General features: G+C 73.6%; 22 protein-coding genes. 10 read left to right on the top strand and 12 right to left on the bottom strand.

Features of this window, described 5'->3' with window-relative positions:
• Positions 1–17: 17 nt before the first annotated feature.
• The 4 genes from ABZ898_RS08765 to ABZ898_RS08750 are packed head-to-tail and all read left to right on the top strand — an operon-like array spanning position 18 to position 3,647.
• Complete coding sequence (locus ABZ898_RS08765) at positions 18–707, top strand: polysaccharide deacetylase family protein (protein ID WP_361654709.1); 690 nt, start codon at positions 18–20, stop codon at positions 705–707.
• Positions 707–1,864, top strand: a complete 1,158-nt coding sequence (locus tag ABZ898_RS08760; RefSeq protein ID WP_361654459.1) for a glycosyltransferase — start codon at positions 707–709, stop codon at positions 1,862–1,864. Before ABZ898_RS08765 ends, ABZ898_RS08760 begins: the two co-directional genes overlap by 1 nt.
• A complete protein-coding gene (locus tag ABZ898_RS08755; protein WP_361654456.1) occupies positions 1,861–2,517 on the top strand; it encodes a lipopolysaccharide biosynthesis protein in 657 nt (218 codons plus the stop codon). The genes ABZ898_RS08760 and ABZ898_RS08755 overlap by 4 nt, the downstream gene beginning before the upstream one ends.
• Positions 2,514–3,647 carry a GNAT family N-acetyltransferase gene (locus ABZ898_RS08750; RefSeq protein WP_361654453.1) on the top strand — a complete coding sequence of 378 codons (1,134 nt, stop codon included), beginning with the start codon at positions 2,514–2,516 and terminating at the stop codon, positions 3,645–3,647. The genes ABZ898_RS08755 and ABZ898_RS08750 overlap by 4 nt, the downstream gene beginning before the upstream one ends.
• Here ABZ898_RS08750 and ABZ898_RS08745 read toward each other — a convergent pair.
• From ABZ898_RS08745 to ABZ898_RS08730, 4 genes are all read right to left on the bottom strand, one after another.
• Positions 3,644–4,906 (bottom strand): glycosyl hydrolase, encoded by a 1,263-nt coding sequence (locus tag ABZ898_RS08745; RefSeq protein ID WP_361654450.1) that lies wholly within the window; start codon positions 4,904–4,906, stop codon positions 3,644–3,646. The genes ABZ898_RS08750 and ABZ898_RS08745 overlap by 4 nt on opposite strands.
• Before the next feature lie 304 nt (positions 4,907–5,210).
• Entirely contained in the window at positions 5,211–6,191 is a 981-nt protein-coding gene (locus tag ABZ898_RS08740) for a chaplin family protein (RefSeq protein WP_361654447.1), read from the bottom strand.
• A gap of 121 nt (positions 6,192–6,312) precedes the next feature.
• On the bottom strand, positions 6,313–6,540 hold the full coding sequence (gene chpD / locus ABZ898_RS08735) for a chaplin ChpD (RefSeq protein WP_130333422.1): 228 nt from the start codon (positions 6,538–6,540) through the stop codon (positions 6,313–6,315).
• Between the two features lie 269 nt (positions 6,541–6,809).
• The gene (locus ABZ898_RS08730; protein WP_361654444.1) at positions 6,810–7,220 is read right to left on the bottom strand and encodes a rodlin; all 411 of its coding nucleotides are present in this window, start codon (positions 7,218–7,220) and stop codon (positions 6,810–6,812) included.
• 284 nt (positions 7,221–7,504) lie between these two features.
• On the opposite strand from ABZ898_RS08730, the gene ABZ898_RS08725 reads away from it, so the two are divergent.
• Positions 7,505–7,906 carry a rodlin gene (locus ABZ898_RS08725; protein ID WP_361654441.1) on the top strand — a complete coding sequence of 134 codons (402 nt, stop codon included), beginning with the start codon at positions 7,505–7,507 and terminating at the stop codon, positions 7,904–7,906.
• Between the two features lie 226 nt (positions 7,907–8,132).
• Positions 8,133–8,540, top strand: coding sequence for a rodlin (locus tag ABZ898_RS08720; protein WP_361654438.1), 408 nt, complete (start codon positions 8,133–8,135; stop codon positions 8,538–8,540).
• A 69-nt stretch (positions 8,541–8,609) separates the two neighbouring features.
• Here the strand turns inward: ABZ898_RS08720 and ABZ898_RS08715 are convergent, their stop codons facing one another.
• From ABZ898_RS08715 to iolC, 8 genes are all read right to left on the bottom strand, one after another.
• Positions 8,610–9,473 carry an ABC transporter permease gene (locus tag ABZ898_RS08715; RefSeq protein WP_361654435.1) on the bottom strand — a complete coding sequence of 288 codons (864 nt, stop codon included), beginning with the start codon at positions 9,471–9,473 and terminating at the stop codon, positions 8,610–8,612.
• On the bottom strand, positions 9,470–12,106 hold the full coding sequence (locus ABZ898_RS08710) for an alpha/beta fold hydrolase (RefSeq protein WP_361654432.1): 2,637 nt from the start codon (positions 12,104–12,106) through the stop codon (positions 9,470–9,472). Before ABZ898_RS08710 ends, ABZ898_RS08715 begins: the two co-directional genes overlap by 4 nt.
• Before the next feature lie 118 nt (positions 12,107–12,224).
• On the bottom strand, positions 12,225–13,625 hold the full coding sequence (locus ABZ898_RS08705; protein WP_361654429.1) for an APC family permease: 1,401 nt from the start codon (positions 13,623–13,625) through the stop codon (positions 12,225–12,227).
• Positions 13,626–13,924: 299 nt separating this feature from the next.
• On the bottom strand, positions 13,925–15,427 hold the full coding sequence (gene mmsA, locus ABZ898_RS08700) for a CoA-acylating methylmalonate-semialdehyde dehydrogenase (protein WP_361654426.1): 1,503 nt from the start codon (positions 15,425–15,427) through the stop codon (positions 13,925–13,927).
• 16 nt (positions 15,428–15,443) lie between these two features.
• A complete protein-coding gene (gene iolD / locus ABZ898_RS08695; RefSeq protein ID WP_361654423.1) occupies positions 15,444–17,321 on the bottom strand; it encodes a 3D-(3,5/4)-trihydroxycyclohexane-1,2-dione acylhydrolase (decyclizing) in 1,878 nt (625 codons plus the stop codon).
• Positions 17,318–18,130: a 5-deoxy-glucuronate isomerase gene (gene iolB, locus ABZ898_RS08690; protein WP_361654420.1), complete on the bottom strand. Its 813-nt coding sequence runs from the start codon at positions 18,128–18,130 to the stop codon at positions 17,318–17,320. The genes iolD and iolB overlap by 4 nt, the downstream gene beginning before the upstream one ends.
• A gap of 8 nt (positions 18,131–18,138) precedes the next feature.
• Entirely contained in the window at positions 18,139–19,038 is a 900-nt protein-coding gene (locus ABZ898_RS08685; RefSeq protein ID WP_361654417.1) for a deoxyribose-phosphate aldolase, read from the bottom strand.
• 136 nt (positions 19,039–19,174) lie between these two features.
• Positions 19,175–20,140, bottom strand: coding sequence for a 5-dehydro-2-deoxygluconokinase (gene iolC / locus ABZ898_RS08680; RefSeq protein WP_361654414.1), 966 nt, complete (start codon positions 20,138–20,140; stop codon positions 19,175–19,177).
• Positions 20,141–20,266: 126 nt separating this feature from the next.
• Between iolC and ABZ898_RS08675 the strand changes: the two genes are divergently transcribed.
• From ABZ898_RS08675 to ABZ898_RS08660, 4 genes are all read left to right on the top strand, one after another.
• Positions 20,267–21,181, top strand: a complete 915-nt coding sequence (locus ABZ898_RS08675; RefSeq protein WP_361654411.1) for a sugar phosphate isomerase/epimerase — start codon at positions 20,267–20,269, stop codon at positions 21,179–21,181.
• Between the two features lie 324 nt (positions 21,182–21,505).
• Complete coding sequence (locus tag ABZ898_RS08670) at positions 21,506–21,706, top strand: MerR family transcriptional regulator (RefSeq protein WP_361654409.1); 201 nt, start codon at positions 21,506–21,508, stop codon at positions 21,704–21,706.
• A gap of 175 nt (positions 21,707–21,881) precedes the next feature.
• Positions 21,882–22,121, top strand: coding sequence for a heavy-metal-associated domain-containing protein (locus tag ABZ898_RS08665; protein ID WP_361654406.1), 240 nt, complete (start codon positions 21,882–21,884; stop codon positions 22,119–22,121).
• Between the two features lie 114 nt (positions 22,122–22,235).
• Positions 22,236–24,503 carry a heavy metal translocating P-type ATPase gene (locus ABZ898_RS08660; protein ID WP_361654403.1) on the top strand — a complete coding sequence of 756 codons (2,268 nt, stop codon included), beginning with the start codon at positions 22,236–22,238 and terminating at the stop codon, positions 24,501–24,503.
• The last annotated feature ends 13 nt before the right edge of the window (positions 24,504–24,516 follow it).

The following is a 24,516-nucleotide window of genomic DNA, read 5'->3' as shown; positions in this document are numbered from 1 at the left end:
CCGTCCCGTGGATCGCCATGTACCACTCCGTCGGCGACTGCTCCGACGACCCGTACCGCGTCACCGTCACCCCGGCCCGGCTGGAGCGCCAGTTGCGCTGGCTGCGCGGGCGGGGGCTGCGGGGCGTGTCGGTCGGTCAGCTGCTGGACGCCCGCGCGCGGGGCGCCGGGCGCGGACTGGTCGGGCTGACCTTCGACGACGGGTACACCGACTTCGTCACCGACGCCCTGGCCCTGCTGACCCGCTGGGAGTGCACGGCCACCCTGTTCGTGCTGCCCGGCAGGCTGGGCGGGGAGAACGCCTGGGACCCGCTCGGCCCGCGCAAGCCGCTGCTCACCGCCGACGCCGTGCGCGAGGCCCACCGCGCCGGGGTCGAGATCGGCTCCCACGGGCTGACCCACGTCGACCTCACCACCGCCGACGACTCGACGCTGCGCGCCGAGGTCGCCGAGAGCCGCGCCCTGCTGACCGAGCTGACCGGCGCCCCGGTGGACGGCTTCTGCTACCCCTACGGCACGGTCGACCAGCGGGCCGTGGACGCGGTGCGCGCGGCCGGGTACCGCTACGCCTGCGCCATCGACCCCGGCGAGCTGAGCGGCCCGCACGTGCTGCCCCGCGTGCACATCGGGCAGAACGACAACGCGCTGCGCCTGTTCCTGAAGTACCGGCTGCACCGGCTGCGCCGCCGTCCCGTGGCGGGGCTGTGATGCGGGCGCTGCACATCATCACCGGCCTCGGGGTGGGCGGCGCCGAGCAGCAGCTGCGGCTCCTGCTGCGCCATCTGCCCGTCGAGTGCGACGTGGTCACGCTGACCAACCCCGGCCCGGTGGCCGCCGGGCTGCGGGCCGACGGGGTGCGGGTGGCCGACCTCGCCATGGGCGGCAACCGGGACCTGGCCGCGCTGCCCCGGCTGGCCCGGCTGATCCGGCGCGGCCGCTACGACCTGGTCCACACCCACCTCTACCGGGCGTGCCTGTACGGCAGGCTGGCGGCCCGGCTCGCCGGGGTGCGCGCGGTCGTGGCCACCGAACACTCCCTGGGCGACTCGCAGATGGAGGGCCGTCCGCTCACCTTCGGGGTGCGGGCGCTGTATCTGGCCGGGGAGCGGCTGGGCCGCTCGACGGTCGCGGTCTCCCCCACGGTCGCCGCCCGGCTGGCCGACTGGGGTGTGCCGAAGCCGCGTATCGCGGTCGTCCCCAACGGCATCGACCTCGGACCCTTCCGCTTCGACGCCGGACGCCGGCAACGGGTGCGCGCCGGGCTGGGCGTTCCGCAGGACGCGTTCGTGATCGGCGGCATCGGCCGGCTGGCCCCCGGCAAACGCTTCGACATCCTGGTGCACGCCCTCGCCCGGCTCCCGGACGACTGCCGCCTGCTGCTGGTGGGCGGTGGCCCCGAGGAGGGCGCGCTGCGCCGGAGCGCGGCGGAGGCGGGGGTGGCCGGCCGGGTGGTGTTCACCGGCGAGGTCCCCGGGCTGCCCGACGGCTCGCCCGGCCCGGACCTGCCCTCGCTCACCTCCGCGATGGACGTGGTCGCCGCCCCGTCCCCGGAGGAGGCGTTCGGCCTGGCCGTGGTCGAGGCGCTCGCGGCGGGGCTCCCGGTGCGCTACGCCTCCTGCCCGGCCGTCGAGGACCTGCCGCCCGAAGCCGCCCCGGCGGCGGTGCGCGTACGCGGCGGGGCCGAGCGGTACGCCGCCGCGCTCGCGGAGGTCCGCGCCGCCGGACCCGGTACCCGCGCCGTCCCGGAGGCGGCCCGCCACTACTGCGTCACCCGCAGCGCCGCCCGGCTGATGGACGTCTACGCGTCCGCCCTCGCCCGTCCCGTCCCCTCGCCCCGACACCCTCACGGAGAAAGCTCCTCATGACCGAGAACTCCACCCGGCGCCACCGCACCGGCCGTGTGCCGGGCTCCCGTTCCCTGCCGCCCTGGTCGCTGGTGGCCGCCGGGGTCGTGGCGGGCGGGCTGATCGGCGGCGGGTACGGCCTTCTGAAGCCGCCCGCGTACACCGCGACCAGCTATGTCATCGCCGTCCCCGCGGAGCGCTCCGACACCTCCACCGCGCTCGGCTTCGCCCAGGCGTACGGCAGGGTCGCCACCCAGCCCGCGGTGCTCGCCCAGGCGCAGGTGCGGGCCGGGGTGCCGGTGGCGACCCTGAGCGAGAGCGTGCGCACGGCCACCTCGCCGGACGCTCCGATGGTCGCCGTCTCCGCCACCTCCACCGAGGCCGCGCGGGCCGCCGCCATGGCCAACGCGGTCGCCACCGCCCTGACCGAGCAGGCGGCGGCGAGCAGGAAGGCCACCGGCGTCGAGCTGCTGCTGTTCTCCCGCGCGGTCCGGCCGGCCGAGCCGTCCTCGGCGTCGGCCGGGGTGACCACGCTGGTCGGCGCGGGCGCGGGCGGGCTGCTCGGCGGGCTCGCGCTGCTGGTCCGGCCGGGCCGCCGCGAGGAGCCCGACACCGTGCCGGCGGCCCCGCTGCCCGGCCCGGCCCTCGCCGCCGACGCCCACAGTCGGCTATGACGGCGACGTACGCGGCGCGCCCGGCCCCGTTCGCGCGTCCCGCGCTCACCACCGAGATCGTCACCGAAGAGGCCGCGTTCGCCGCGCTCGCGCCGGCCTGGGGGCGTCTGTACCGGCGGTGCGCCACCGCGACGCCCTTCCAGAGCCACGCCTGGCTGCACTCCTGGTGGCTGTCGTACGGCCGGCCGGGCGGGCTGCGGGTCCTGCTGGTCCGCTCGGGCCCCGACCTGCTGGCCGCCGCGCCCCTGACCCTGACCCGGCATCCGCTGCCCGCGCTGGTCCCGCTCGGCGGCACGGTCTCCGACTACGGCGACGTCCTGCTCGACGACGCCGACGACGGCCGCGCCCTCGACGCCCTGACCGGGGCCCTGTGGACGGCGGCCCGCACCGCGCTGATCGACCTGCGCGAGGTACGCCCCGGCGGCGCCGCCGAGCGGGTCTACGAGCGCTGGACCGGCCCGCGCCGACGGCTGCCGGACTCCCTGTGCCTGGAGCTGCCCCCGGTGCCCATGGACGAACTGCTCGCCCGGCTGCCGTCCAACAAGGCGCAGCGGGTGCGGGCCAAGCTGCGCAAGCTGTCCTCGCTGGGGGTGGACCGGCGCACGGCCGGTCCCGGTGAGGCGGGGGCCGCGGTGACCAGGCTGCTGGAGCTGCACCGGCTCCAGTGGCAGGGACGGAGGGTGACGCCCGAGCATCTGCTGCCCCGCTTCCAGCAGCATCTGGCGCGCGCGGTGGAGCCGATGGTGCGCTCCGGGGACGCGGTGGTGACCGAGTTCCGCATCGGCGCCGAGGTGGTCGCCGTCGACCTCACCCTGCTCTCCCCGGGCCTCGCGGGCGGCTACCTCTACGGCGCCCATCCCTCGCTGCGCGAACGCAAGGCGGACGTGGCCGTGATGCTGCTGGACGCGTGCGCCGCCCACACCTCGGCGGGCGCCCACGGCACGCTGAGCCTGATGCGCGGCGACGAACCGTACAAGCACCACTGGCGCCCCGATCCGGCGCCCAGCGGCCGTCTGCTCCTGGCCCGCCGCCGCACGGCCCCGCTGCTGTCGGCCGCGCGGTACGACGCGGCGGCCCGGCGCCGCGGCAAGGCGGCGCTGGCCCGTCTCGGCGAGCGGCGCCCCGGCTAGCCGGCGTCCGGCAGGCGGTCGAACCGGAGGCAGATCCGGCCGCCGGTCCAGAACTCCACCCAGTCGCCCAGCGCCAGCCGGGTGCAGTCGGCGGGTGCCTTGGTCCCGGAGGAGGCACCGGGGTCGGGCTCCGGGACGGGCCCGGAAGCCGTCGGGCTCGGGGTGGGCGTGGGGGTCGGGGTGGGAGAGGGGGTGGTGGGGGTCGGGGTGGGTGTCGGCTGGTCGGTGCGGCCGTACAGCGTCGAGCGGTACACCCTGGCCGCTCTCGGATTCGTCGGGCACTGCCACACGCCGTGCGGGCAGTAGTCGGTGAGCGTGTTGTAGAGCGGCTTGTGCTCGTCCATCCAGGCGAGCATCCGGCGCATGTACTCGGGGTTGTCGCCGTTGCGGAACAGCCCCCACTCCGGGTACGAGACCGGCTTGCCGTGCGCCTTGGCGAAGTCCACGTGGGCCTGGAGGCCGTAGGGCTGGGTGATCTGCTCGTCGAAGGACATCCCGGCGGGCTGGTCGTAGGAGTCCATACCGATGATGTCGACGGTGTCGTCCCCCGGGTAGCACTCGGTCCACGGCACCGCGTCCCGGCCCCTGCTGGGCGCGAAGTCGAATCGGAACCGCTGTCCCGGCACCGCGCGCATGGTGGTGACGACGCGCTTCCAGTACGCCTTCCACGCCTCGGGGTCGGGCCCGCAGCGGTGGGTGTAGGTGATGCCGTTCATCTCCCAGCCGAGCACGAGCACCGTGTCGGGCACCCCGAGGCCGACCAGTCTCTCGGCCAGGGCGCGGAAGTGCCGGTCGAACTGCCCGTCGGCGGCCTGACGCAGCAGCGCCCGCACCTGGGCGTCGGACACCTGCTCCTCGTTGCGCTCCTGGAGGGGCACGTTGAGCACGAGGGTGCGGTCGGGCTTCGCGCGCCGCCAGTCGGCCCAGGCGTCCAGGAAACCGGGCTCGCCCTCGATGTCCTGCCAGCGGCCGCCCGGCAGATAGGTGTGCGCGACCTTCAGTTCGGCACCCCCGAGCCAGCGGCTGAGCCCGGAGATACGGGCCACGCCGAGCGGGCCGGAGTCGAGGAACGCGCCGAAGTCGGGCCCCGGGCCGCGGACCGGGGGCGCGGCGGTCGCGGTCGGCGCGGGGGCCGGTCGCGTGGCCGGCCGGTGCGGTCCCGCCGCGAAGCCGGGGGCGGCCAGGGCGACCGACACCGTGATCGCCGCGGCGATGAGGGACGACCGTCCTCGCCGGGTCCTGCGCCACTGTGGAGCCATGTCGGCCCCTCCCTCCGCCGTCCCTGCCCTCGCGCCGCGCACGGCGCCTTCACTGACACCCAGTCACATCCGCCGCGAGCCCGCCAGCGCGGTTACGGCTTGCGGGTGGCCGGGGCCCCCGGGTGGGTCAACGGCGAAGGCCCCGCCCGGGTTGTCGGTGCGGGGCCGCTCGGCTGGCCGCGGCCGGCCCGTCGGCGTGGCGAGGTGCCGGAGGGGAGGCGGCCCGAAAGGATGCGGTACGGCGCCGTGGCGGTACGGCGCCGTCACCACCGGGTGCCGGGCGCTCGGGTCCGGCACCCGGTGGTCACCGGTGGCGGGACGTGCTCCGGCCGCGGCGGTACAGCAAGGCTCCGGCGGCGATCAGCGCGGCGCTGGCCGCCGAAGTGACCCACATCGCGCGTGAGTCGCCTCCGGTGTCCGGAAGGTGGGGCGGTGTGGTGTGGTCCCACGGAGGGGGCGTGGTGTGCCCGCCGGGAGGTGGTGTCGTGTGGCCGCCGGGCGGGGGCGTGGTGTGCCCGGTCGGCGGAGGCGTGGTCTCCTCGCCGCCGTACGGGGGCGGAGTCGTCTCCTCGCCGCCGTAGGGAGGTGGAGTGGTCTCCTCACCGCCATAGGGGGGCGGAATCGTTTCCTCACCCCCGTATGGCGGGGGCGTGGTGTGCCCGGTCGGCGGAGGTGAGGTCTCCTCGCCGCCGTAGGGCGGGGGCGTCGTCTCGTCGTCGTCGCCGTACGACGGCGGCGGCGTGGTCTCGTCGTCGTGGCCGTACGACGGCGGGGGTGTCGTCTCGTCGTCGTGGCCGTACGACGGCGGGGATGTCGTCTCGTCGTCGTGGCCGTACGACGGCGGGGGTGTCGTCTCGTCGTCGTCGCCGTACGAGGCGGGCGCGGTGGTCTCCGGGGCGCTCGGCTCGTCGTCGCCGTAGGACGGCGGCGGTGTGGTCTCGTCGTCATGGCCGTACGACGCGGGCGGGGTCTTCACCGGGGTGCTGGGCTCGTCGTCGTCACCGTAGGACGAGGGCGGGGTCTTGGTGGGCGCCTTCGGCATCGCCGCGTCGACACAGGCGTCGGCGAGGGACGGGTTCAGCGCGGCCGCCACGTCGACGGTGTTGCCGCAGATGTCGACGGGGATGTGCACCGGGATCTTGGCGGTGTTGCCGGTCAGCGCGCCGGGAGAACTCTGCGCGGCTCCGTGCGCTCCCGTATCGGCGAGCGCCTGACTGACGTACAAGGACAGCACACCCGTCGCGGCGGCGGCCACGACAATGCCCTTGCTCAGGGTCTGTCGCAATCTCGTGGTCTTCCTGCTCGAAGAAGTGGGAAGGCCGGCCCCGGAACGCGGATTCGAAATGGATCAACGGTTCCGGGGCCGGCCTCGACGCAGCCGTGGGGCTGGTGCCTTGCGTGGTGCGTCAGTCGTTGACGCAGGCGTTGCCGAACGCCGGGTTCAGCAGGCCGATCACGTCGATGGAGTTGCCACAGACGTTGACCGGGATGTGGATCGGGACCTGGATCACGTTGCCGGACAGCACGCCCGGAGAACCGACCGCGGCACCCTCGGCACCCGCGTCGGCGAAGGCGGGAGCCGCCCCACCCAGAGCCAGGATGGCGCCGGCGACGACAGCAGCGCTCTTCTTCATGGTCTTTCCCTTCTCTGCGGTCATGCCCTGTGACGGCCGAAGCCGAGCGAGCACAACTTGAACGGCTCGCACCATGACCGGCAGGCTGTAGAACGAGGGATAGACGGCGGAAGAAACTACGGAACGCGAGTCGCCCTTCAATTCACTCGAACGCTCCCAGGGAATTGACAGATCGGAGCAACCCGAAGGCCCGGAAAAGGGCAGCGAAAAACGCCCGGACAGCACGGTCTCCCGTGCCGCCGGGCGTTTTCCCGGGGGTTGAGCGTGCGTCAGTTGTTGGCGACGCCGTTGCCCGCGAGGACGGAGATGTCGTCGAGCACGTGCGAGAGCGGCTCGTCGTTCTTCGCCTGGGTGGAGTTCTCGGCGCACTGCTGGTTCTGCGGGGAGGACAGGACGGGGATGTCCTGGACACCGACGTTGACCAGAGCCAGCACCGACTGGACATTCGCCTTGACCGGCAGGCCGACGCAGAGCTTGTTCAGGGAGCTCTGCACCAGCGTGGCCTGCGGGCTGAGGTCGCCGTTGGTCACGTTGTTGCCGAACGCCTCCGTGGCGCCGTTGCCGCTGAACGACGTGGTGCCCGTGTCGTTGCCGATGGCAAGCGCCTGAGGGGCCGCCGCCGCCGACACGCCCACGAAGGACGCGGCGACCGCCGCCGCGGCCATTGCCTTCTTCAGCATTTCGCTTTTCCTTTCCTGGCTGCTCGCCAAGACGTTTCCTGGCTGCTCGCCAAGACGTTCGTTCCTGCGGAGACATCAACCGGCGTGACATCGAATGGTTGCGGTAAGTCACCCGATCGGATCGCTCCCGGTGCACGGAGGAGACGGAATTCCCCGGACGGCGCGCGGCGGATTTCCCGTGCGCCCCGTCGGCCGTTGGGGTGAAGGGGAGCAACCCCGCACAGCGCCGGGCAGTTGTGCCGTGCACCCCCGATGGACGGGGTCTCTCCAGAAGGGAACCGCAAGTGATCAAGAAGGTTCTGGCCGCCGCCGCGGTCGCCGCCGGCGTCTCGGCCGCCGTCGCCTCGCCGGCCCTGGCCATCGGCAACGACACCGGCACCACGTCCTTCAGTGGCAACAACGCCGCGCAGTCGTTCGGCAACTCCGCCACCTACGGCAACATGAGCCCGCAGATGGCGCTCATCCAGGGCTCCCTGAACAAGCCCTGCATCGGCCTGCCCGCGAAGCTCAACCTGCAGTCCCTGGTGGGTGCGCTCAACGTCGGCGTGCAGGACATCCCGATCCTGTCCTCGCCGCAGAACCAGCAGTGCGTCGAGAACTCGACCCAGGCCAAGGGCGACGAGCCGCTGTCGCACATCCTGAACGACATCTCCGCGCTGTCCGGCAACGGCGCCGGCAACAACTGACCCTCCGAGTTCTCCCGGACCCCGCCCGGGGTCCGGCCCCACGGGCCGCCGGCACGACCGGCGGCCCGTGCGTGTTGTCCGAGGTGGCGAGGCGGCGGGGGGCGCTTGTGAACTCATCGGACTGCGCTGCCCCGATAGGGTCAAAGACCGCAACCCCGGCGGCCGGTTCCCCGTTGACGATCACGCAGCTCCTCCCCGGAGTCCGCCTTTTCGAAAGGGAACCAACATGAAGAAGCTGTGGGCAACCGCGGCCGTCGCCGCCTCCGTCGCCGGTCTCGCGGGCGCTGCCGCCCCGCAGGCTCTCGCCATCGGTGACGACCAGGGCACCACGTCCTTCAGCGGCAACGGCGCCTCGCAGTCGTTCGGCAACTCCGCCACCTACGGCAACATGAGCCCGCAGCTCGCTCTGGTCCAGGGTTCGCTGAACAAGCCCTGCATCGGCCTGCCGGCGAAGCTCAACGCCCAGTCCCTGGTGGCCCTGGTCAACGTCGGCATCCAGGACATCCCCGTCCTGTCCTCGCCGCAGAACCAGCAGTGCGTCGAGAACTCGACCCAGGCCAAGGGCGACGAGCCGCTGTCGCACATCCTGGACGACATCTCCGCCCTCTCCGGCAACGGCGCCGGCAACGGCTGACCGAAGCCCCTCGCGACGGCGGCCCACCGGATCTTCCGGTGGGCCGCCGCCCGCGTTTCCAGGGCCGGGTCAGGACACGATGTCCTTGCGGGCGAAGCCGCGGAAGGCCAGGGCGAACAGGACCAGGGCGTAGGCGAGCGAGACCGAGGCGCCCTGCGCCATGCCGGCCCATTCCGCGTGGGGCTGGAGGACGTCCGCCCAGGCGTACTGCCAGTGCGCGGGAAGGAAGTCCCGCCAGTGGCCGAGGGCCGTCACCGCGTCCAGGACGTTGCCGACGATGGTCAGTCCGACCGCGCCGCCCACCGCGCCGAGCGGGGCGTCCGTCCGGGTGGAGAGCCAGAACGCGAGCCCGGCGGTGACCAGTTGCGAGACGAAGAGGTACAGCACCACCACGGCCAGCCGTCCGACCGCGGTGCCCGCCTCCACCGCCCCGCCGGTCGGCACGAGCAGCGGACCCCAGCCGTACGCGGCCGTGCCCACCGCCAGCGCCACCACGGGCAGCAGGATCATCGCGGCCAGGCTCGTCCCCAGCCCCACGACCAGCTTGGACCACAGCAGGCGGGCCCTGGGCACCGGCGCCGCCAGCAGGTAGCGCAGCGAGGACCAGCCGGCCTCGGAGGCGACCGTGTCCCCGCAGAACAGGGCGACCGGGATCACCAGCAGGAAGCCCGCCGAGACGAAGAGGCTGACGGCGGCGAAGTTGGCGCCGGACGCGGTGGCCGTGTCCATCAGGGTGATCCGGCGCCCCCGCCCGGCCGGGTCGCCGCCGATCGCGAACGCGGCCACCAGGATCAGCGGCAGCGCGGCCAGGATCGCGCCCATGACGAGGGTGCGGCGCCGCCCGAGCTGGCGGACGAGTTCCACGCGTACGGGCAGGGTGCGGGAGGCGCGGTAGCCGGGAGCCGTCTCCGCGCTCTCGGTGAGCGTGCTCACGCGGAGCCTCCGATCAGGGTGAGGAAGGCGTCCTCCAGACGCCGGTGCGGGCCGACCGAGGCGACGGGCACCTCCAGGCGGACCAGGTCCACGACCAGTTCCGCGGCCGTGCCGCCGGGTCCGAGCCGGACCAGCAGCCCGTCCTCGGCGCGTACGGCGGAGGCGACGCCGGGCAGCGCGGCCACCTTCTCCACCAGCGGTTCGGCGACCGGGGCGCCGGTGCCGACGAGCAGGGTGTCGCCGGAGCCGACGATGTCGCGGACCGGGCCCGCCTGGACCAGCCGGCCCCGGTCCATGACGACCAGGTGGGTGCAGGACTGCTCGACCTCGGCCAGGAGGTGGCTGGAGACGATGACGGTGCGTCCGGCGGACGCGTACCGGATCATCACCTCGCGCATCTCGCGGATCTGGGGCGGGTCGAGGCCATTGGTGGGCTCGTCCAGGATCAGCAGGTCGGGCAGGCCCAGCATGGCCTGGGCGAGGGCGAGGCGCTGGCGCATGCCCTGGGAGTAGGTGCGTACCGCGCGGGCCAGGGCGTCGCCGAGTCCGGCGATCTCCAGGGCCTCGTCCAGGTGGGCGTCCCCGGGCGGGCGGCCGGTGGCACGCCAGTACAGGTCCAGGTTCTCCCGGCCGGTGAGGTGGGGCAGGAAGCCGGCGCCCTCCACGAAGGCGCCGACGCGGGAGAGGACGGGGGCGCCGGGGCGGATGGCGTGGCCGAAGACACGGATCTCGCCGCCGTCGGGGCGGATCAGGCCCATCAGCATGCGCAGGGTGGTGGTCTTGCCCGCGCCGTTGGGCCCGAGCAGGCCGAGGACCTGGCCCTTCTCGACGCGGAAGGAGAGGTCGCGTACGGCGTACCGGTCGGAGGACTTGGCGTAGCGCTTGCTCAAGTCGGTGATGGCCAGTGGGACTTCCGCCAGCTCGGGGTCGGCGGCGGGGGCGCTGGTGCGGCGGCGGACGGTGAGCAGGAGGGCGAGGGCGGCGGCGGCGCCGGCGAGGGGGAGCCACCAGACCCAGGCGGGCAGCGGGGCGGCCTCGGTGGTGACGGCGGGGGCCGTGGGCACGCTCAGGGGGCCCTTGACGGAGACCGTGTAGGTCGCGGGGGCGTTCGGGGAGGCGTAGCCGAGGTCGGTGGCGGCGAGGACCAGACGCAGGTGGTGGCCCTGCTGCACCTCGTGGTCGACGGGCGGCAGGGTGACGGTGACGTCCTTGCCGGACTTGGCGCCGGTGATCCTGAGCGGGGTCACCAGCCGGCCCGGGAGCACCTGGCCGCCGCTCGAGCCGACGTCGTAGAGCTTGGCGAAGAGGACCGCGTCGTCGCTGGTGGACTTCACGTGGATACGGGTGGTCGGGGAGCCGGTGATCCGCAGGGCGGTGCGCTGGGGGCGCGCGTCGAACTCGGCGTGCTGGCCGGGGAAGTCGAGGGAGACGCCGGTGCCGAGGGCGGAGAGCTGGGCGAGGCCGCCGATTCCGCCGAGGCCGGGCAGGGCGGAGACGGCGGGCGGGCTGGCGCCGGCCGGGTTGGCGACGCGCTGCTCGCGGCCGCCGAGGGCGAGGATGCGGGGGTCGGAGCGCAGGCCGGGGTAGGCGGCGGCGGTGGCGCCCCGGCTGCGGGTGCTGCCGTCGGTGGAGTCGACGCCGCCGGTGCGGGTGATCCGGAAGGCGGGCCCGGTGCCGGTGGCCGGCTCGCCCTTGAGGTAGTGGTCGAACCAGTCGCGCACCCGCCCCTGGACGCGGCCGGTCTCCAGGTCTCCGCCGTCGTGGCCGCCCGAGATCCAGTCGATCTTGACGGGCGCGCCGTTTGCCCGGATCGCGCGCTCGGCGGCGTCGGACTGGGCGAGGGTGAACAGGGAGTCGGTCTGGCCCTGGAAGAGCAGGGTGGGGACCTTGATCCGGCCGGCGACGGCGGACGGGGAGCGGCGCTGGAGCAGGGCTCGGGCGTCGGCGTCGGGGACGCCGGACTGGGCGACGCGCTGGTACATCGCGCACAGCTCGGTCTCGAACCGCCCGCAGCCGCCACCGGAGTTGAAGAAGACCCCGGTCCACAGCTTCTTGAACACGCCGCCCGGGAAGAGGGCGTCGGCGAGGTTCCAGTAGGTGACGGCGGGCGCGATGGCGTCGACGCGCGGGTCGTGTCCGGCCGCGAGGAGGGAGACGGCCCCGCCGTACGAGCCGCCCGCGATGCCGACGCGCGGGTCGCCGGGCTTGTCGAGGCGGACCTCGGGGCGGGCGGCCAGCCAGTCGACGAGCCGGGAGACGTCCTCGACCTCGTGCGCCGGGTCGTTGAGCCCGATCTTCCCGCCCGAGCGGCCGAACCCGCGTGCCGACCAGGTGAGTACGGCGTACCCGTGTCCGGCGAGGTCCTCGGCCTGGGCGCGCAGGTCGTCCTTGCTGCCGCCGAAGCCGTGGGCGAGCAGGACGGCCGGCCTGCGCCCGCCGCCCCCGGAGGTGAAGTAGGAGGTGTCGACGCGGGTGCCGTCCGCCATGGTCAGAACGCGGTCGCTCCGGTGGGCGCGGGGGGTGTCGGCGGCGGTCGCCGTCCAGGTGCCGGTGGCGGCCAGCAGCAGGGCGGCCGCCGCCGCGGCGGCCGCCCGCCGGGGTCTGTTCAGCAGCCGGGGCACTCGCAGTTCCATGGCCCAACGGTACGGGCCGGTCCGGCCGGGGGCGGGCGCCGCCGGGCTGAACCTCCGCCCCTCCTTCGGGAGTAGGCGCCCGCCCGGGTGTACTGCGGGCGCTGTAGCGGGAGTCGGGTCAGTCCCGGGTGTCCTCGGGGAGCGAGACCAGCCAGTGGGTGTCGCGGCGGGGCCGCAGGTACAGGGCCCAGTAGAGGGTGGCGACGGCGGTGATGCCGCCGGTCCACAGCAGGTAGGCGGGGTCCTGCCGGACGAGGACGTAGGCGAGGACGGCGATGAGCAGGACGGGCACGGCGGGCCACAGCGGCATCCGCCAGGCGGCGGTGTGCCGGTGGGCGTCGCGCCGGCCCAGCAGGGCGGCGACGGCGACGAGCAGGTACATGGCGGTGACGGAGACCCCGGTGACGCCGTAGAGGGTGTCCAGGTCGACGAAGCAGAGCAGCGCGCCGGGGACGCCGACGACGAGGGTGGCCACCCAGGGCGAGCCGAAGCGGCCGAGCCGGGACAGGAGGCTGTTGACCGGGGCGGGCCACGCCTTGTCGCGGGCGGAGGCGAACAGGACGCGGGAGTTCTGGATGACCATCACGATGCCCGCGTTGACGATGGCCAGGGCGACGCAGAGGCTGACGAAGGTTCCGACGGCGGAGTCGGACCAGGCGGTGACCATGGTGCTGAGGTCGCCCCCGGTCAGCTCGGCCAGGTCGGTGGCGCCGAGGGTGATGGCGGCGACCGGGACCAGGATGATCACGGTGGAGATGGCGAGGGTGGCGAGGACGGTACGGGCGACGTCCCGGCGGGGGTGCTCCAGTTCCTCGGAGAGGTAGACGGCGGTCGAGAAGCCCTGGGTGACGAAGAGGGCGATGGCGAGGCCGGAGACGACGAGCGCGGCGGTGACGGGGTCGGTGCCGCCGTGGGCCCCGGCGACCTGCATCGACACCAGGCTGCCGGCGCCCCGGTGGGCGTGGGAGAAGCCGAGCACCGCGACGACGGCCGCGGCGATCACCTCGAGGACGAGGAAGACGCCGGTGATCCAGGCGTTGGCGCGCAGGTCGAGCAGCCCGGCGAGGGTGGCGAGCAGCATGACGGCGGCGCCGGTGAGCGCGGGGTCCAGGTGGACGAGGGGGGCGAGGTAGTCGGCGGTGCCCATGGCGATGACGGGCGGCACGATCACGACGACCAGCAGGGAGAGCACGAACACCAGCCAGCCCGCCAGCCGTCCGGCGAGGGTGGAGACCATCGCGTACTCGCCGCCCGCACTGGGGACGAGGGTGCCCAGCTCGGCGTAGCAGAAGGCGACGGCGACGCAGAGCAGGGAGCCGATGGCGATGGTGAGGGCGGTCGCGGTGCCGAGGGTGCCGAAGAGGTCGGGCACGACCACGAAGAGGGTGGAGGCGGGCGTCACGCACGAGAGGGTCAGCAGGGTGCCGCCGACGACACCGATGGAGCGCTTGAGTTTCCGCTGACCGTCGCCGTTCTCTTCGGCACTGGCGGGCTCGGCGGGGCGGAGCGTGTCGGTCATGCGGCGTCCGATCGACTCGTGCGGTGAGGACTCGGGCGGGAGCGGTATCGCCTCCGGCGGCTCGCTGTGTGTCGTACGTCTCGCTCCCGGCGCTGCATGGAACACCGACGAAAACCGCCACGTCAATGGGTGTTCGCCTACGGAATCCGCAGCTGTCAGCCGCTTTCGGCGACGTAAACGGCAGCATCTCGCAGGCGCCCGTGCGCTTGTCGCCCGTACGGGAACCGCAGGCGGTGGCCGAAAAAAGACCGGGCCCCGAGGCAGCGGGTGCTGTCTCGGGGCCCGGATGCGCGCCCGGATCAGTGGTTGCGCGGGAAGCCCAGGTCGACGCCTGCCGGGGCGTCGGCGGGGTCGGGCCAGCGGGTGGTGACGACCTTGCCGCGGGTGTAGAAGTGCGTGCCGTCGTTGCCGTAGATGTGGTGGTCGCCGAAGAGGGAGTCCTTCCAGCCGCCGAAGGAGTGGTAGCCGACGGGGACCGGGATGGGGACGTTGACGCCGACCATGCCCGCCTCGATCTCCAGCTGGAAGCGGCGGGCGGCGCCGCCGTCGCGGGTGAAGATCGCGGTGCCGTTGCCGAAGGGCGAGGCGTTGATGAGGGCGACGCCGTCCTCGTAGGTGTCGACGCGGAGCACGGACAGCACCGGGCCGAAGATCTCGTCCTGGTACGCCTTGGCGCCGGTCGGCACCTTGTCGAGCAGGGAGATGCCGATCCAGTGGCCGTTCTCATGGCCGTCCACGGTGTAGCCGGTGCCGTCGAGCACGACCTCGGCGCCCTCGTCGGCGGCGCCGGAGACATAGGAGGCGACCTTGTCGCGGTGGACCTTGGTGATCAGCGGGCCCATCTCCGAGGTGGGGTCGTTGCCGGGGCCGATCTTGATCTTCTCGGCGCGCTCGCGGATCTTCCGCACCAGCTCGTCGCCGATGGAACCGACCGCGACGACCGCCGAGATGGCCATGCAGCGCTCGCCCGCCGAGCCGTAGGCGGCGGACACGGCGGCGTCGGCGGCCGCGTCGAGGTCGGCGTCGGGGAGCACCAGCATGTGGTTCTTGGCGCCGCCGAGGGCCTGCACCCGCTTGCCGTTGGCGGAGGCGGTGGTGTGGATGTAGCGGGCGATCGGGGTGGAGCCGACGAAGGACACCGCCTTCACGTCCGGGTGCTCCAGCAGGCGGTCCACGGCCACCTTGTCGCCGTGCACGACGTTGAACACGCCGTCCGGCAGCCCGGCCTCGGCGAGCAGCTCGCCCAGCAGGACGGCGGCCGAGGGGTCCTTCTCCGACGGCTTGAGCACGAAGGTGTTGCCGCAGGCGATGGCCAGCGGGAACATCCACATCGGCACCATCGCCGGGAAGTTGAACGGGGTGATGCCCGCGACCACGCCGAGCGGCTGCCGGATCGCGGCCACGTCGACCCCTGAGGCGACCTGGGTCGACAGCTCGCCCTTGAGCTGCACGCTGATCCCGCAGGCCAGGTCGACGATCTCCAGGCCGCGCGCGACCTCGCCGAGCGCGTCGGAGTGCACCTTGCCATGCTCGGCGGTGATCAGCGCGGCGATGTCGTCGCGGCGCTCGTCCAGCAGCGCCCGGAACCGGAAGAGGATCGAGGTGCGCTGGGCCAGCGAGGAGCGGCCCCAGGCCGTGAAGGCGTCCTTGGCGGCGGCGACCGCGGCGTCCACCTCCTCGACGCTCGCGAAGGCGACCTTGGTGGTGACCTCTCCGGTCGCCGGGTCGGTGACCGGCCCGTACGTGCCCGAAGCGCCCTCGGCGGTCTTGCCGCCGATCCAGTGGTTGACGATCTTCGTCATGTCCTCGGACTCCTTGTCACAGATGGCGGCGGCGGGCCGGCAGGTGCCGTTCGTACAGCTCGCGTGCCTCGACCGCCGACGGCCTGGTCGCGGTCTCGGCCACAGGAACATCCCACCAGGCCGCGGCACCGGGCGCGCCCGACACACTGTCGGCCGTTTCGGTCTCCACGTAGACACAAGTGGGAGTGTCGGCGGCGCGTGCCTCGGCGAGGGCGGTCCGCAGGTCGGCGACGGTCCGGGCACGCAGCACCCGCATGCCGAGGCTGGCCGCGTTGGCGGCGAGGTCGACCGGGAGCGGCGGCCCGGTGAGGGTGCCGTCCTCGGCGGGGTACCGGTAGGCGGTGCCGAAGCGCTCGGCGCCGACCGACTCCGACAGACCGCCGATGGACGCGTACCCGTGGTTCTGGATCAGCACCATCTTGACCGCGACGCCCTCCTGCACGGCGGTGACGATCTCGGTCGGCATCATCAGGTACGTGCCGTCGCCGACCAGCGCCCAGACGTTCCGCCCGGGGGCGGCGAGCTTCACGCCGAGGGCGGCCGGGATCTCGTAGCCCATGCAGGAGTAGCCGTACTCCAGGTGGTACTGGTCGCGGGCGCGGGTGCGCCAGAGTTTGTGCAGGTCGCCGGGGAGGGAGCCGGCCGCGCCCACGATGATGTCGCTCTCGTCGGCCAGGGCGTCCAGGGCGCCGATCACCTGCGCCTGGGTCGGCACGGCGTCCGGGTCCTTCGCGGCGAAGCAGGCGTCGACGCGGGCCTCCCAGCGGGCCTTGCCCTCGGTGTACCGGGCCGCGTAGGCGTCCGGCACCCGGTGCCCGTGCATCCCCAGCGCCTCGGTCAGCTCGCCCAGGCCGCTGCGGGCGTCGGCGATCAGCGGGAGCCCGGCCATCTTGTGGCCGTCGAAGGGCGCGATGTTGAGGTTGAGGAAGCGCACCCCGGGGTCGGCGAAGAGGGTGCCGGAGGCGGTGGTGAAGTCGGTGTACCGGGTGCCGATCCCGATCACCAGGTCTGCCGTGCGGGCGAGTTCACCGGCGGTGTCGGTGCCGGTGTGGCCGATGCCGCCCACGTCCTGGGGATGGTCGTGGGGCAGGGACCCCTTGCCGGCCTGGGTGGAGGCGACCGGGATGCCGGTGGCGGCCGCGAACTCGGCGAGCGCGTCCTCGGCGCGGCTGTGGTGGACCCCGCCGCCCGCGACGGCGAGCGGACGCCGGGCGGCCCTGATCACCCGTACCGCTTCGGCGAGTTCGGCCGGGTCGGCGCCGGACCTGCGGACGGTCCACACCCGGTCGGTGAAGAACTCCTCGGGCCAGTCGTACGCCTCCGCCTGCACGTCCTGCGGGAGGGCGAGGGTGACGGCACCGGTGTCCACCGGGTCGGTGAGCACCCGCATGGCCGCCAGCGCGCTCGGGATCAGCGCCTCGGGGCGGGTGATCCGGTCGAAGTACCGGGACACCGGCCGCAGGGTGTCGTTCACCGACACATCGCCCGCGTAGGGGAGTTCGAGCTGCTGGAGGACGGGGTCGGCGGGGCGGGCGGCGAAGACGTCGCCGGGGAGCAGCAGGACGGGCAGGTGGTTGATCGTGGCGAGGGCGGCGCCGGTGACGAGGTTGGTGGCGCCGGGGCCGATGGAGGTGGTCACCGCGTGGGTGGAGAGGCGGTTCGACTGGCGGGCGTACCCGACGGCCGCGTGCACCATCGCCTGCTCGTTGCGGCCCTGGTGGTACGTCATCAAGTCCCGGTTCTCCACGAGGGCTTGGCCGATCCCGGCGACGTTGCCGTGGCCGAAGATCCCCCAGACGGCGGGGACGAGCCGCTGCCGTACGCCGTCGCGTTCGGTGTGCTGGGCGGCGAGGAAGCGGACGAGCGCCTGCGCGACCGTGAGCCGGATGGTCACCGGTAACCCCCTGCGTGGTCGGGGTGGAAGCTGATCCGCCATTCCCGGTCGGCGCCGGGTCCGGCCATCACGTTCAGGTAGTACATGGCGTGGCCCGGCTGGGCGATCGACGGGCCGTGCCAGCCGTCGGGGACGAGCACCGCGTCCCCCGTGCGGACCTCGGCGAGCAGGTCGGCGCCGCCCGCGCGGGAGGGGAAGACGCGCTGGTAGCCGAGGCCGCCGTCCTCGATCTCGAAGTAGTAGATCTCCTCCAGCTCGGACTCCTCGCCCGGCTTGTGCTCGTCGTGCTTGTGCGGCGGGTAGGACGACCAGTTGCCGCCGGGGGTGACGACCTCGACGGCGATGAGCCGGTCGCAGTCGAAGGTGTCGGCGGCGGCGAAGTTGCGTACCCGGCGGGCGCAGGTGCCGCTGCCGCGCTCCTCGACGGGGACCTCCGGCGCGGGGCCGTAGCGGGCGGGGAGTCGTCGCTCGCACTTCGCTCCTGCCAGGGCGAAGCGGCCTCCCGCGCCGGAGGCGATCTGGACCCGGCTGTCGCGGGGGGCGTACGCGAAGTCGGAGACTGCCGCGAACACGCTCTCCCGGCCCCGGATATGAAAGTCGTTCCCGTCAATTTGTACGGTACATGCACCCTGGAGGGGGAGCACGATCCACTCGGTGTCACCGGTGTCGAAGGTATGGGTGCCGCCCGCCTCCAGCGCCACGACGCGCAGGCGGGTGTGTGCCCAACCCTCCTGACCTGGACCGATGTCGAGCGTGTACGGGCCGCTCGCGGCCTCGCCGTGCGGGAGATGGAGTCGGGTGCTGGTCATGCGGGCCCTCACAGCAGTCCTGCGGCGGTGTCGACGGCGGCGGCCACGTCGCCGTCCGCCGGGTACAGCAGTGTGCGGCCGACGACCAGGCCGCGCACGGTGGGGAGCCGGAGCGCGCCGCGCCACTTCTCGTACGCGGCGGCCTGCTCCTGGGGGGAGCCGCCCGTCTCGCCGCCGAGCAGGACCGCGGGCAGGGTGGTGGTCGCCATGACCTCGGCCATGTCGTCCGGGTTCTCGGTGACGGGCACCTTCAGCCAGGTGTAGGCGGAGGTGCCGCCGAGGCCGGAGGCGATGGCGAGGGAGGTGGTGACGGCCTCGGCCGACAGGTCGTTGCGCAGCCGCCCGTCCGGGCCGCGCCGGCTGAGGAACGGCTCGACGAACACGGGGAGCCGGCGCTCCGCCATCGCGTCGACGGCGCGGGCGGCGGCCTCCAGCGTGGTCAGCGAGCCGGGGTCGGTGTGGTCGATGCGCAGCAGCAGCTTGCCCGCGTCGAAACGACGGCGCTGGATGTCCTCCGGGCGGTGTCCGGTGAAGCGGTCGTCGAGCTCGAAGCGGGCGCCCTGGAGGCCGCCGCGGTTCATGGAGCCGAGGACGACCTTGCCGTCCAGGGCGCCGAGCAGCAGCAGGTCGTCGAGGATGTCGGCGGTGGCCAGCACCCCGTCGACGCCGGGCCGGGACAGCGCCAGGCACAGCCGGTCCAGCAGGTCGGCGCGGTTGGCCATGGCGAGGGGGCGGCCGCCCGCGCCGAGCGCGCCGCGCGCCGGATGGTCGGCGGCGACGATCAGCAGCCGCTCGCTCGGCCCGAGCAGCGGGCGCCTGACCCGGCGGGCGGCCGCCTCGGCGATCGCCTCGGGGTGCCGGGCGCGCAGGTGGACGAGCGCGGCGACGTCGGCCTGGGCGGTGGTCATCGCGGGGCCCCCGCGGTGGCCTCGGCGGGGCGGCCTCCGGGCGCGCTCCAGAGTCGGCGGGCGGTCGCGGCCCGCGCCCCGCGGGCGTCTCCGTCGACGGCCGCCGTGCCATGCGCCGCGCCCCTCCGGGCCGGGCTCATCGCACCGCTCCCGCCGCCAGCGCCGCCGCGATCTCGTCCGGTGTCGGCATGGCCGACGAGCACTCCAGGCGCGAGGCGACGATGGCGCCCGCGGCGTTGGCGTGCCGCATGACCGTCTCCAGGTCCCACCCGGCGAGCAGGCCGTGGCAGAGGGCGCCGCCGAAGGCGTCCCCCGCGCCGAGGCCGTTGAGCACGGTGACCGGCAGCGGCGGCACCTCGGCGCTCTCGCCGTCGCGGTGGACGGCCAGCACGCCCTTGGGGCCCTGTTTGACGACGGCCAGTTCCGCTCCGGCCGCCAGCAGCGCGCGGGCGGCGGCGTGCGGCTCCCGGGTGCCGGTGGCGATCTCCACCTCGTCCAGGTTGCCGACGGCGACGGTGGCGTGGCGCAGGGCCTCGGCGTAGTGGGCGCGGACCGCTTCGGGGTCCCGCCGGGCGGAGTCGCTCCACAGGACGGGCCGCCAGTCGAGGTCGAAGACGGTGATGCCGGACCTGGCGCGGTGGGCGAGGGCGCCGAGGGTGGCCGTGCGGCTCGGTTCCTCGCTCAGGCCGGTTCCGGTGACCCACAGGACGCGGGCCGCGCGGACGGCGTCGAGGTCGAGGTCGTCGAGGCGGATCTCCAGGTCGGGCGCCTTGGGATGCCGGTAGAAATAGAGCGGGAAGTCGTCCGGCGGGAAGACCTCGCAGAAGGTGACCGGGGTGGGCAGGCCGGGGACCGGGGTGACCCAGCGGTCGTCGACGCCGAAGCCGCGCAGGGCCTCGTGCAGGTAGCCGCCGAACGGATCGTCACCGGTACGGGTGATCACGGCGGCGCCGAGGCCGAGCCGGGCCGCCGCGACGGCGACATTGGTGGCGGAGCCGCCGAGGAACTTGCCGAAGGAGGACACCCGGGCGAGCGGGACACCGGCCTGGAGGGGGTAGAGGTCCACTCCGATACGTCCCATGGTGATCAGGTCGTACGCCATCGACTCCCCTTCGTCAGGACTCTCCCCCGGCTTTCTAGTCCGGTCCGGTGAGCCCTGTCAACGTTTTGTCCAGACATTCGGACCAGCTATTGACACTCTCTCAGGGCGGCCCGCACGCTGGCGGCCATGACGTCGATGCCGCCCTCACCGCTGTCCCGTGTCCGCGTCGGCTCGGCGCCCGACTCCTGGGGCGTCTGGTTCCCGGACGACCCCCGGCAGGTGCCCTGGCGGCGCTTCCTCGACGAGGTGGCCGAGTCCGGCTACGAGTGGATCGAACTGGGCCCGTACGGCTATCTGCCGACCGACCCCGGGGTGCTCGCCGAGGAGACCGCCCGGCGCGGCCTGAAGGTGTCGGCGGGGACCGTCTTCACCGGACTGCACCACGGACCGGCCGTGTGGGAGAAGACCTGGGAGCACGTCTCCGCCGTGGCCGCGCTGACCCGGTCGGCGGGCGCCCGCCATCTCGTCGTCATCCCCTCCTTCTGGCGGGACGACAAGTCCGGCGAGGTGCTGGAGCCGTCCGGGCTGACCCCGGCCCAGTGGCGCGACCTGACCGCGCAGACCGAGCGGCTGGGGCACGAGGTGCGCGAGCGCTACGGCCTGACGATCGTCGTCCACCCCCACGCCGACACCCACATCGACACCGAGGCCAACGTCACCCGCTTCCTCGACGCCACCGACCCCGACCTGGTCTCCCTCTGTCTGGACACCGGCCACTACGCCTACTGCGGCGGCGACAGCGTGCGGCTGATCGAGACCTACGGCGAGCGGATCGGCTACCTCCACCTCAAGCAGGTGGACCCGGAGATCCTGGCCGAGGTGCGCGCCGAGGGCACGCCGTTCGGGCCGGCGGTGGCGCGGGGCGTGATGTGCGAACCCCCCGCCGGGGTACCCGCGCTGGGCCCGGTGCTGGACGCGGCGGCGAAGCTGGACACCGATCTGTTCGCCATCGTCGAGCAGGACATGTACCCGTGCGCGCCGGACGCGCCGCTGCCGATCGCCCGGCGCACCCGAGCGTTCCTGCGGTCCTGCGGGGCCTGACCCGCACCGGTCCGCACCAGTCCGTCCCGATCCCCCAGATCCGCACGACGTGACGTTTCTGCGGATCAGCCGGACCCGTCCGGGTCAACCCGCCACGCCTGCCGCGCGTCCGCTTCCTCCGCTGCGGTCGTGTCACGAACGCACCCCTCGTGTCACATTTGTCGCGCTTACGCGGCCCCTCGGTCACACCCGGCCCACAGGCCCCGACGCACGGTCACTCAGTGTCGTTGACCGGGCACAGGCTTGGTGATCACCAGCACAGCGCCCGGCCCCCCGACGGCCGTTCCCAGGCCGCCGCCGCGGCGCGCGCAGGAGGTGCGACTCATGACCGACCGCAGGCTCTGGTCCTACAAGGAGATCGCGGCACACATCCGGGTGCAGCCGGACACCGTACGGTCCTACCGCAAGCACGGCCTGCTGCCGCCGCCCGACCTCGTCGAGAGCGGCAAGCCCTACTGGTACGCCGACACGGTGCGCGCCTGGGTCGCCTCCCGGCCCGGCAACCGGGGCCGCAAGGACGGCTGACCGCGCATCCGCGCTGCGACAAAGCGGGCTTGTGCATAGGGTTCCGGAGAATTCACCCCCACCCCGACCCCCTCTTGGGAAATACCCCCTAGGGGTATAGTGTTCGAAGGGTGGGGGTTCCCCGAGGACCCCAGGGGCATCGCCCGCCCCCACCGTGTGCGACGAGGAGAACGACATGAGCGCCCAGACCGACACCCCCGGCTCCGTCACCGCCGTCTACCAGGTGAGCGGCATGAGCTGCGGCCACTGCGAGGGCGCCGTCTCCGGCGAGCTGTCCGAGCTTCCCGGCGTCACCTCGGTGAAGGCCGTCGCCTCCAGCGGCGAGGTCACCGTCGTCTCCCAGGCGCCGCTCGACGAGGAGGCCGTGCGCGCCGCCGTCGACGAGGCCGGCTTCGAACTGACCGGCCGCGCCTGAGCACGAGCGAAGGCCGCACCCCCGCGCGGCCCCCGAGAACCTTCCCCGACCGGGCCCCGCCGGCCAGCTCATACTGGATTCCGTGAGGTCCGGTCCGATGTCTGGAGTCCGGGCATGACCAGTACCACCACACAGAGCGGGAGTACGGCCCCCGCAACGGAGGCCGGCAACCGGGTCGAGCTGCTCATCGGCGGCATGACCTGCGCGTCCTGCGCCGCACGGGTGGAGAAGAAGCTCAACCGCATGGACGGCGTGAGCGCCACCGTGAACTACGCGACGGAGAAGGCGAAGGTCAGCTTCGCCGACGGCGTCGGCGTCGCGGACCTGATCGCGGTCGTCGAGAAGACCGGGTACACCGCCGAGGAGCCCCCGCCCCCGGAGCCCGCCCCCGCCGCCGGGAAAGAGGAGTTGGCCGGTGCCGCCGGGCGCGACCCCGAACTCGCCGCGCTCAGGCAGCGCCTGCTGGTCTCCGCCCTGCTCGCCGTGCCCGTGATCCTGATGGCCATGGTCCCGGCCCTGCAGTTCGACAACTGGCAGTGGCTCTCGCTCACCCTGGCCGCACCCGTCGTCGTGTGGGGCGGATGGCCCTTCCACCGCGCCGCCTGGACCAACCTGCGGCACGGCGCGGCCACCATGGACACCCTCGTGTCCGTCGGCACGCTGGCCGCCTTCGGCTGGTCGCTGTGGGCCCTGTTCTTCGGCCACGCGGGCATGACCGGCATGCGGCACGACTTCAGCTTCACCGTCTCCCGCACCGAGGGCACCTCCGTCATCTACCTGGAGGTGGCCGCCGGGGTCGTCGCGCTGATCCTGCTCGGCCGCTATCTGGAGGCCCGCTCCAAGCGCCGTGCCGGTGCCGCGCTGCGGGCGCTGATGGAGCTGGGCGCCAAGGACGTCACCGTGCTGCGGGGCGGACGGGAGGTCCGGGTGCCGGTGGGCTCGCTCGCCGTGGGCGACCGGTTCGTGGTCCGGCCCGGCGAGAAGATCGCCACCGACGGCACGGTCGTCGACGGGGTCTCCGCCGTCGACGCCTCGATGCTGACCGGCGAGTCCGTCCCCGTGGACGTCTCCCCCGGCGACCGGGTCACCGGCGCCACCGTCAACGCGGGCGGCCGCCTGGTGGTGGAGGCGACCCGGGTGGGCGCCGACACCCAGCTCGCCCGCATGGCCCGGCTCGTGGAGGACGCGCAGAACGGCAAGGCCGAGGCGCAGCGCCTGGCCGACCGGATCTCGGCGGTGTTCGTGCCCGCCGTCATCCTCATCGCGCTCGGCACCTTCGGCGTCTGGCTCGGCGTCACCGGGGACACGGTCGCCGCGTTCACCGCCGCCGTCGCCGTGCTGATCATCGCCTGCCCCTGCGCCCTGGGCCTCGCCACGCCGACCGCGCTCATGGTGGGCACCGGGCGGGGCGCCCAGCTCGGCATCCTCATCAAGGGCCCCGAGGTGCTGGAGTCCACCCGCCGCGTGGACACCGTCGTCCTGGACAAGACCGGCACCGTCACCACCGGGCGGATGACCCTCCAGGAGGTGTACACCGCCCCCGGCGAGGACGAGAAGGAGGTGCTGCGGCTCGTCGGCGCCCTGGAACACGCCTCCGAGCACCCCGTGGCGCGTGCCGTCGCGGCCGGCGCCGAGGAGCGGATCGGTGAGCTGCCCCCGGCCGAGCACTTCGAGAACGTTCCCGGGCGTGGCGTACGCGGCCGCGTGGACGGCCGCGAGGTGGCCGCCGGACGGCTCTGGGACACCCTGCCCGAGGAACTGGCCGCCGCGCGCTCCAGGGCCCAGCAGGAGGGCCGTACGGCCGTCGTGGCGGGCTGGGACGGGCAGCCGCGCGCGGTGCTCGCCGTCGCGGACGCGGTGAAGGAGACCAGCGCCGAGGCGGTACGGGAGCTGCGCGCGCTGGGCCTGACGCCCGTGCTGCTCACCGGGGACAACCGCACGGTCGCCGAGGCGGTCGCGCGCGAGGTCGGCATCGACGAGGTCGTCGCCGAGGTGCTGCCCGAGGACAAGGTGGACGTCGTCGAGAAGCTGCGGCGCGAGGGCCGGACCGTCGCCATGGTCGGGGACGGGGTGAACGACGCGGCCGCGCTCGCCACCGCCGACCTGGGGCTCGCCATGGGCACCGGCACCGACGCGGCGATCGAGGCCGGGGACCTCACCCTGGTCCGGGGCGACCTGCGGGTGGCCGCGGACGCCATCCGGCTCTCCCGGCGCACGCTGGCCACCATCAAGGGCAACCTGGTGTGGGCCTTCGGCTACAACGTCGCCGCCCTGCCGCTGGCCGCGGCCGGACTGCTGAACCCGATGATCGCGGGAGCGGCGATGGCCTTCTCCTCGGTGTTCGTGGTCACCAACAGCCTCAGACTGCGCAGGTTCCGCTGATGCGGGCGCACAT

The organism is Streptomyces sp. NPDC046860, assembly GCF_040645115.1.
Lineage (GTDB): Bacteria > Actinomycetota > Actinomycetes > Streptomycetales > Streptomycetaceae > Streptomyces.
This window is presented reverse-complemented; position numbering and strand designations above follow the sequence as displayed.

Excerpts from the sequence above, each read along its gene's own strand:
- chpD (WP_130333422.1), bottom strand. The coding sequence starts at position 6,540 with ATGAAGAAGAGCGCTGCTGTCGTCGCCGGCGCCATCCTGGCTCTGGGT.
- iolB (WP_361654420.1), bottom strand. The coding sequence starts at position 18,130 with ATGACCAGCACCCGACTCCATCTCCCGCACGGCGAGGCCGCGAGCGGC.
- iolC (WP_361654414.1), bottom strand. The coding sequence starts at position 20,140 with ATGGCGTACGACCTGATCACCATGGGACGTATCGGAGTGGACCTCTAC.
- ABZ898_RS08755 (WP_361654456.1), top strand. The coding sequence starts at position 1,861 with ATGACCGAGAACTCCACCCGGCGCCACCGCACCGGCCGTGTGCCGGGC.
- ABZ898_RS08720 (WP_361654438.1), top strand. The coding sequence starts at position 8,133 with ATGAAGAAGCTGTGGGCAACCGCGGCCGTCGCCGCCTCCGTCGCCGGT.
- ABZ898_RS08675 (WP_361654411.1), top strand. The coding sequence starts at position 20,267 with ATGACGTCGATGCCGCCCTCACCGCTGTCCCGTGTCCGCGTCGGCTCG.
- ABZ898_RS08710 (WP_361654432.1), bottom strand. The coding sequence starts at position 12,106 with ATGGAACTGCGAGTGCCCCGGCTGCTGAACAGACCCCGGCGGGCGGCC.
- ABZ898_RS08665 (WP_361654406.1), top strand. The coding sequence starts at position 21,882 with ATGAGCGCCCAGACCGACACCCCCGGCTCCGTCACCGCCGTCTACCAG.
- ABZ898_RS08765 (WP_361654709.1), top strand. The coding sequence starts at position 18 with ATGTACCACTCCGTCGGCGACTGCTCCGACGACCCGTACCGCGTCACC.
- ABZ898_RS08750 (WP_361654453.1), top strand. The coding sequence starts at position 2,514 with ATGACGGCGACGTACGCGGCGCGCCCGGCCCCGTTCGCGCGTCCCGCG.
- ABZ898_RS08685 (WP_361654417.1), bottom strand. The coding sequence starts at position 19,038 with ATGACCACCGCCCAGGCCGACGTCGCCGCGCTCGTCCACCTGCGCGCC.
- ABZ898_RS08670 (WP_361654409.1), top strand. The coding sequence starts at position 21,506 with ATGACCGACCGCAGGCTCTGGTCCTACAAGGAGATCGCGGCACACATC.
- mmsA (WP_361654426.1), bottom strand. The coding sequence starts at position 15,427 with ATGACGAAGATCGTCAACCACTGGATCGGCGGCAAGACCGCCGAGGGC.
- ABZ898_RS08730 (WP_361654444.1), bottom strand. The coding sequence starts at position 7,220 with ATGCTGAAGAAGGCAATGGCCGCGGCGGCGGTCGCCGCGTCCTTCGTG.
- ABZ898_RS08745 (WP_361654450.1), bottom strand. The coding sequence starts at position 4,906 with ATGGCTCCACAGTGGCGCAGGACCCGGCGAGGACGGTCGTCCCTCATC.
- ABZ898_RS08705 (WP_361654429.1), bottom strand. The coding sequence starts at position 13,625 with ATGACCGACACGCTCCGCCCCGCCGAGCCCGCCAGTGCCGAAGAGAAC.
- ABZ898_RS08660 (WP_361654403.1), top strand. The coding sequence starts at position 22,236 with ATGACCAGTACCACCACACAGAGCGGGAGTACGGCCCCCGCAACGGAG.
- ABZ898_RS08760 (WP_361654459.1), top strand. The coding sequence starts at position 707 with ATGCGGGCGCTGCACATCATCACCGGCCTCGGGGTGGGCGGCGCCGAG.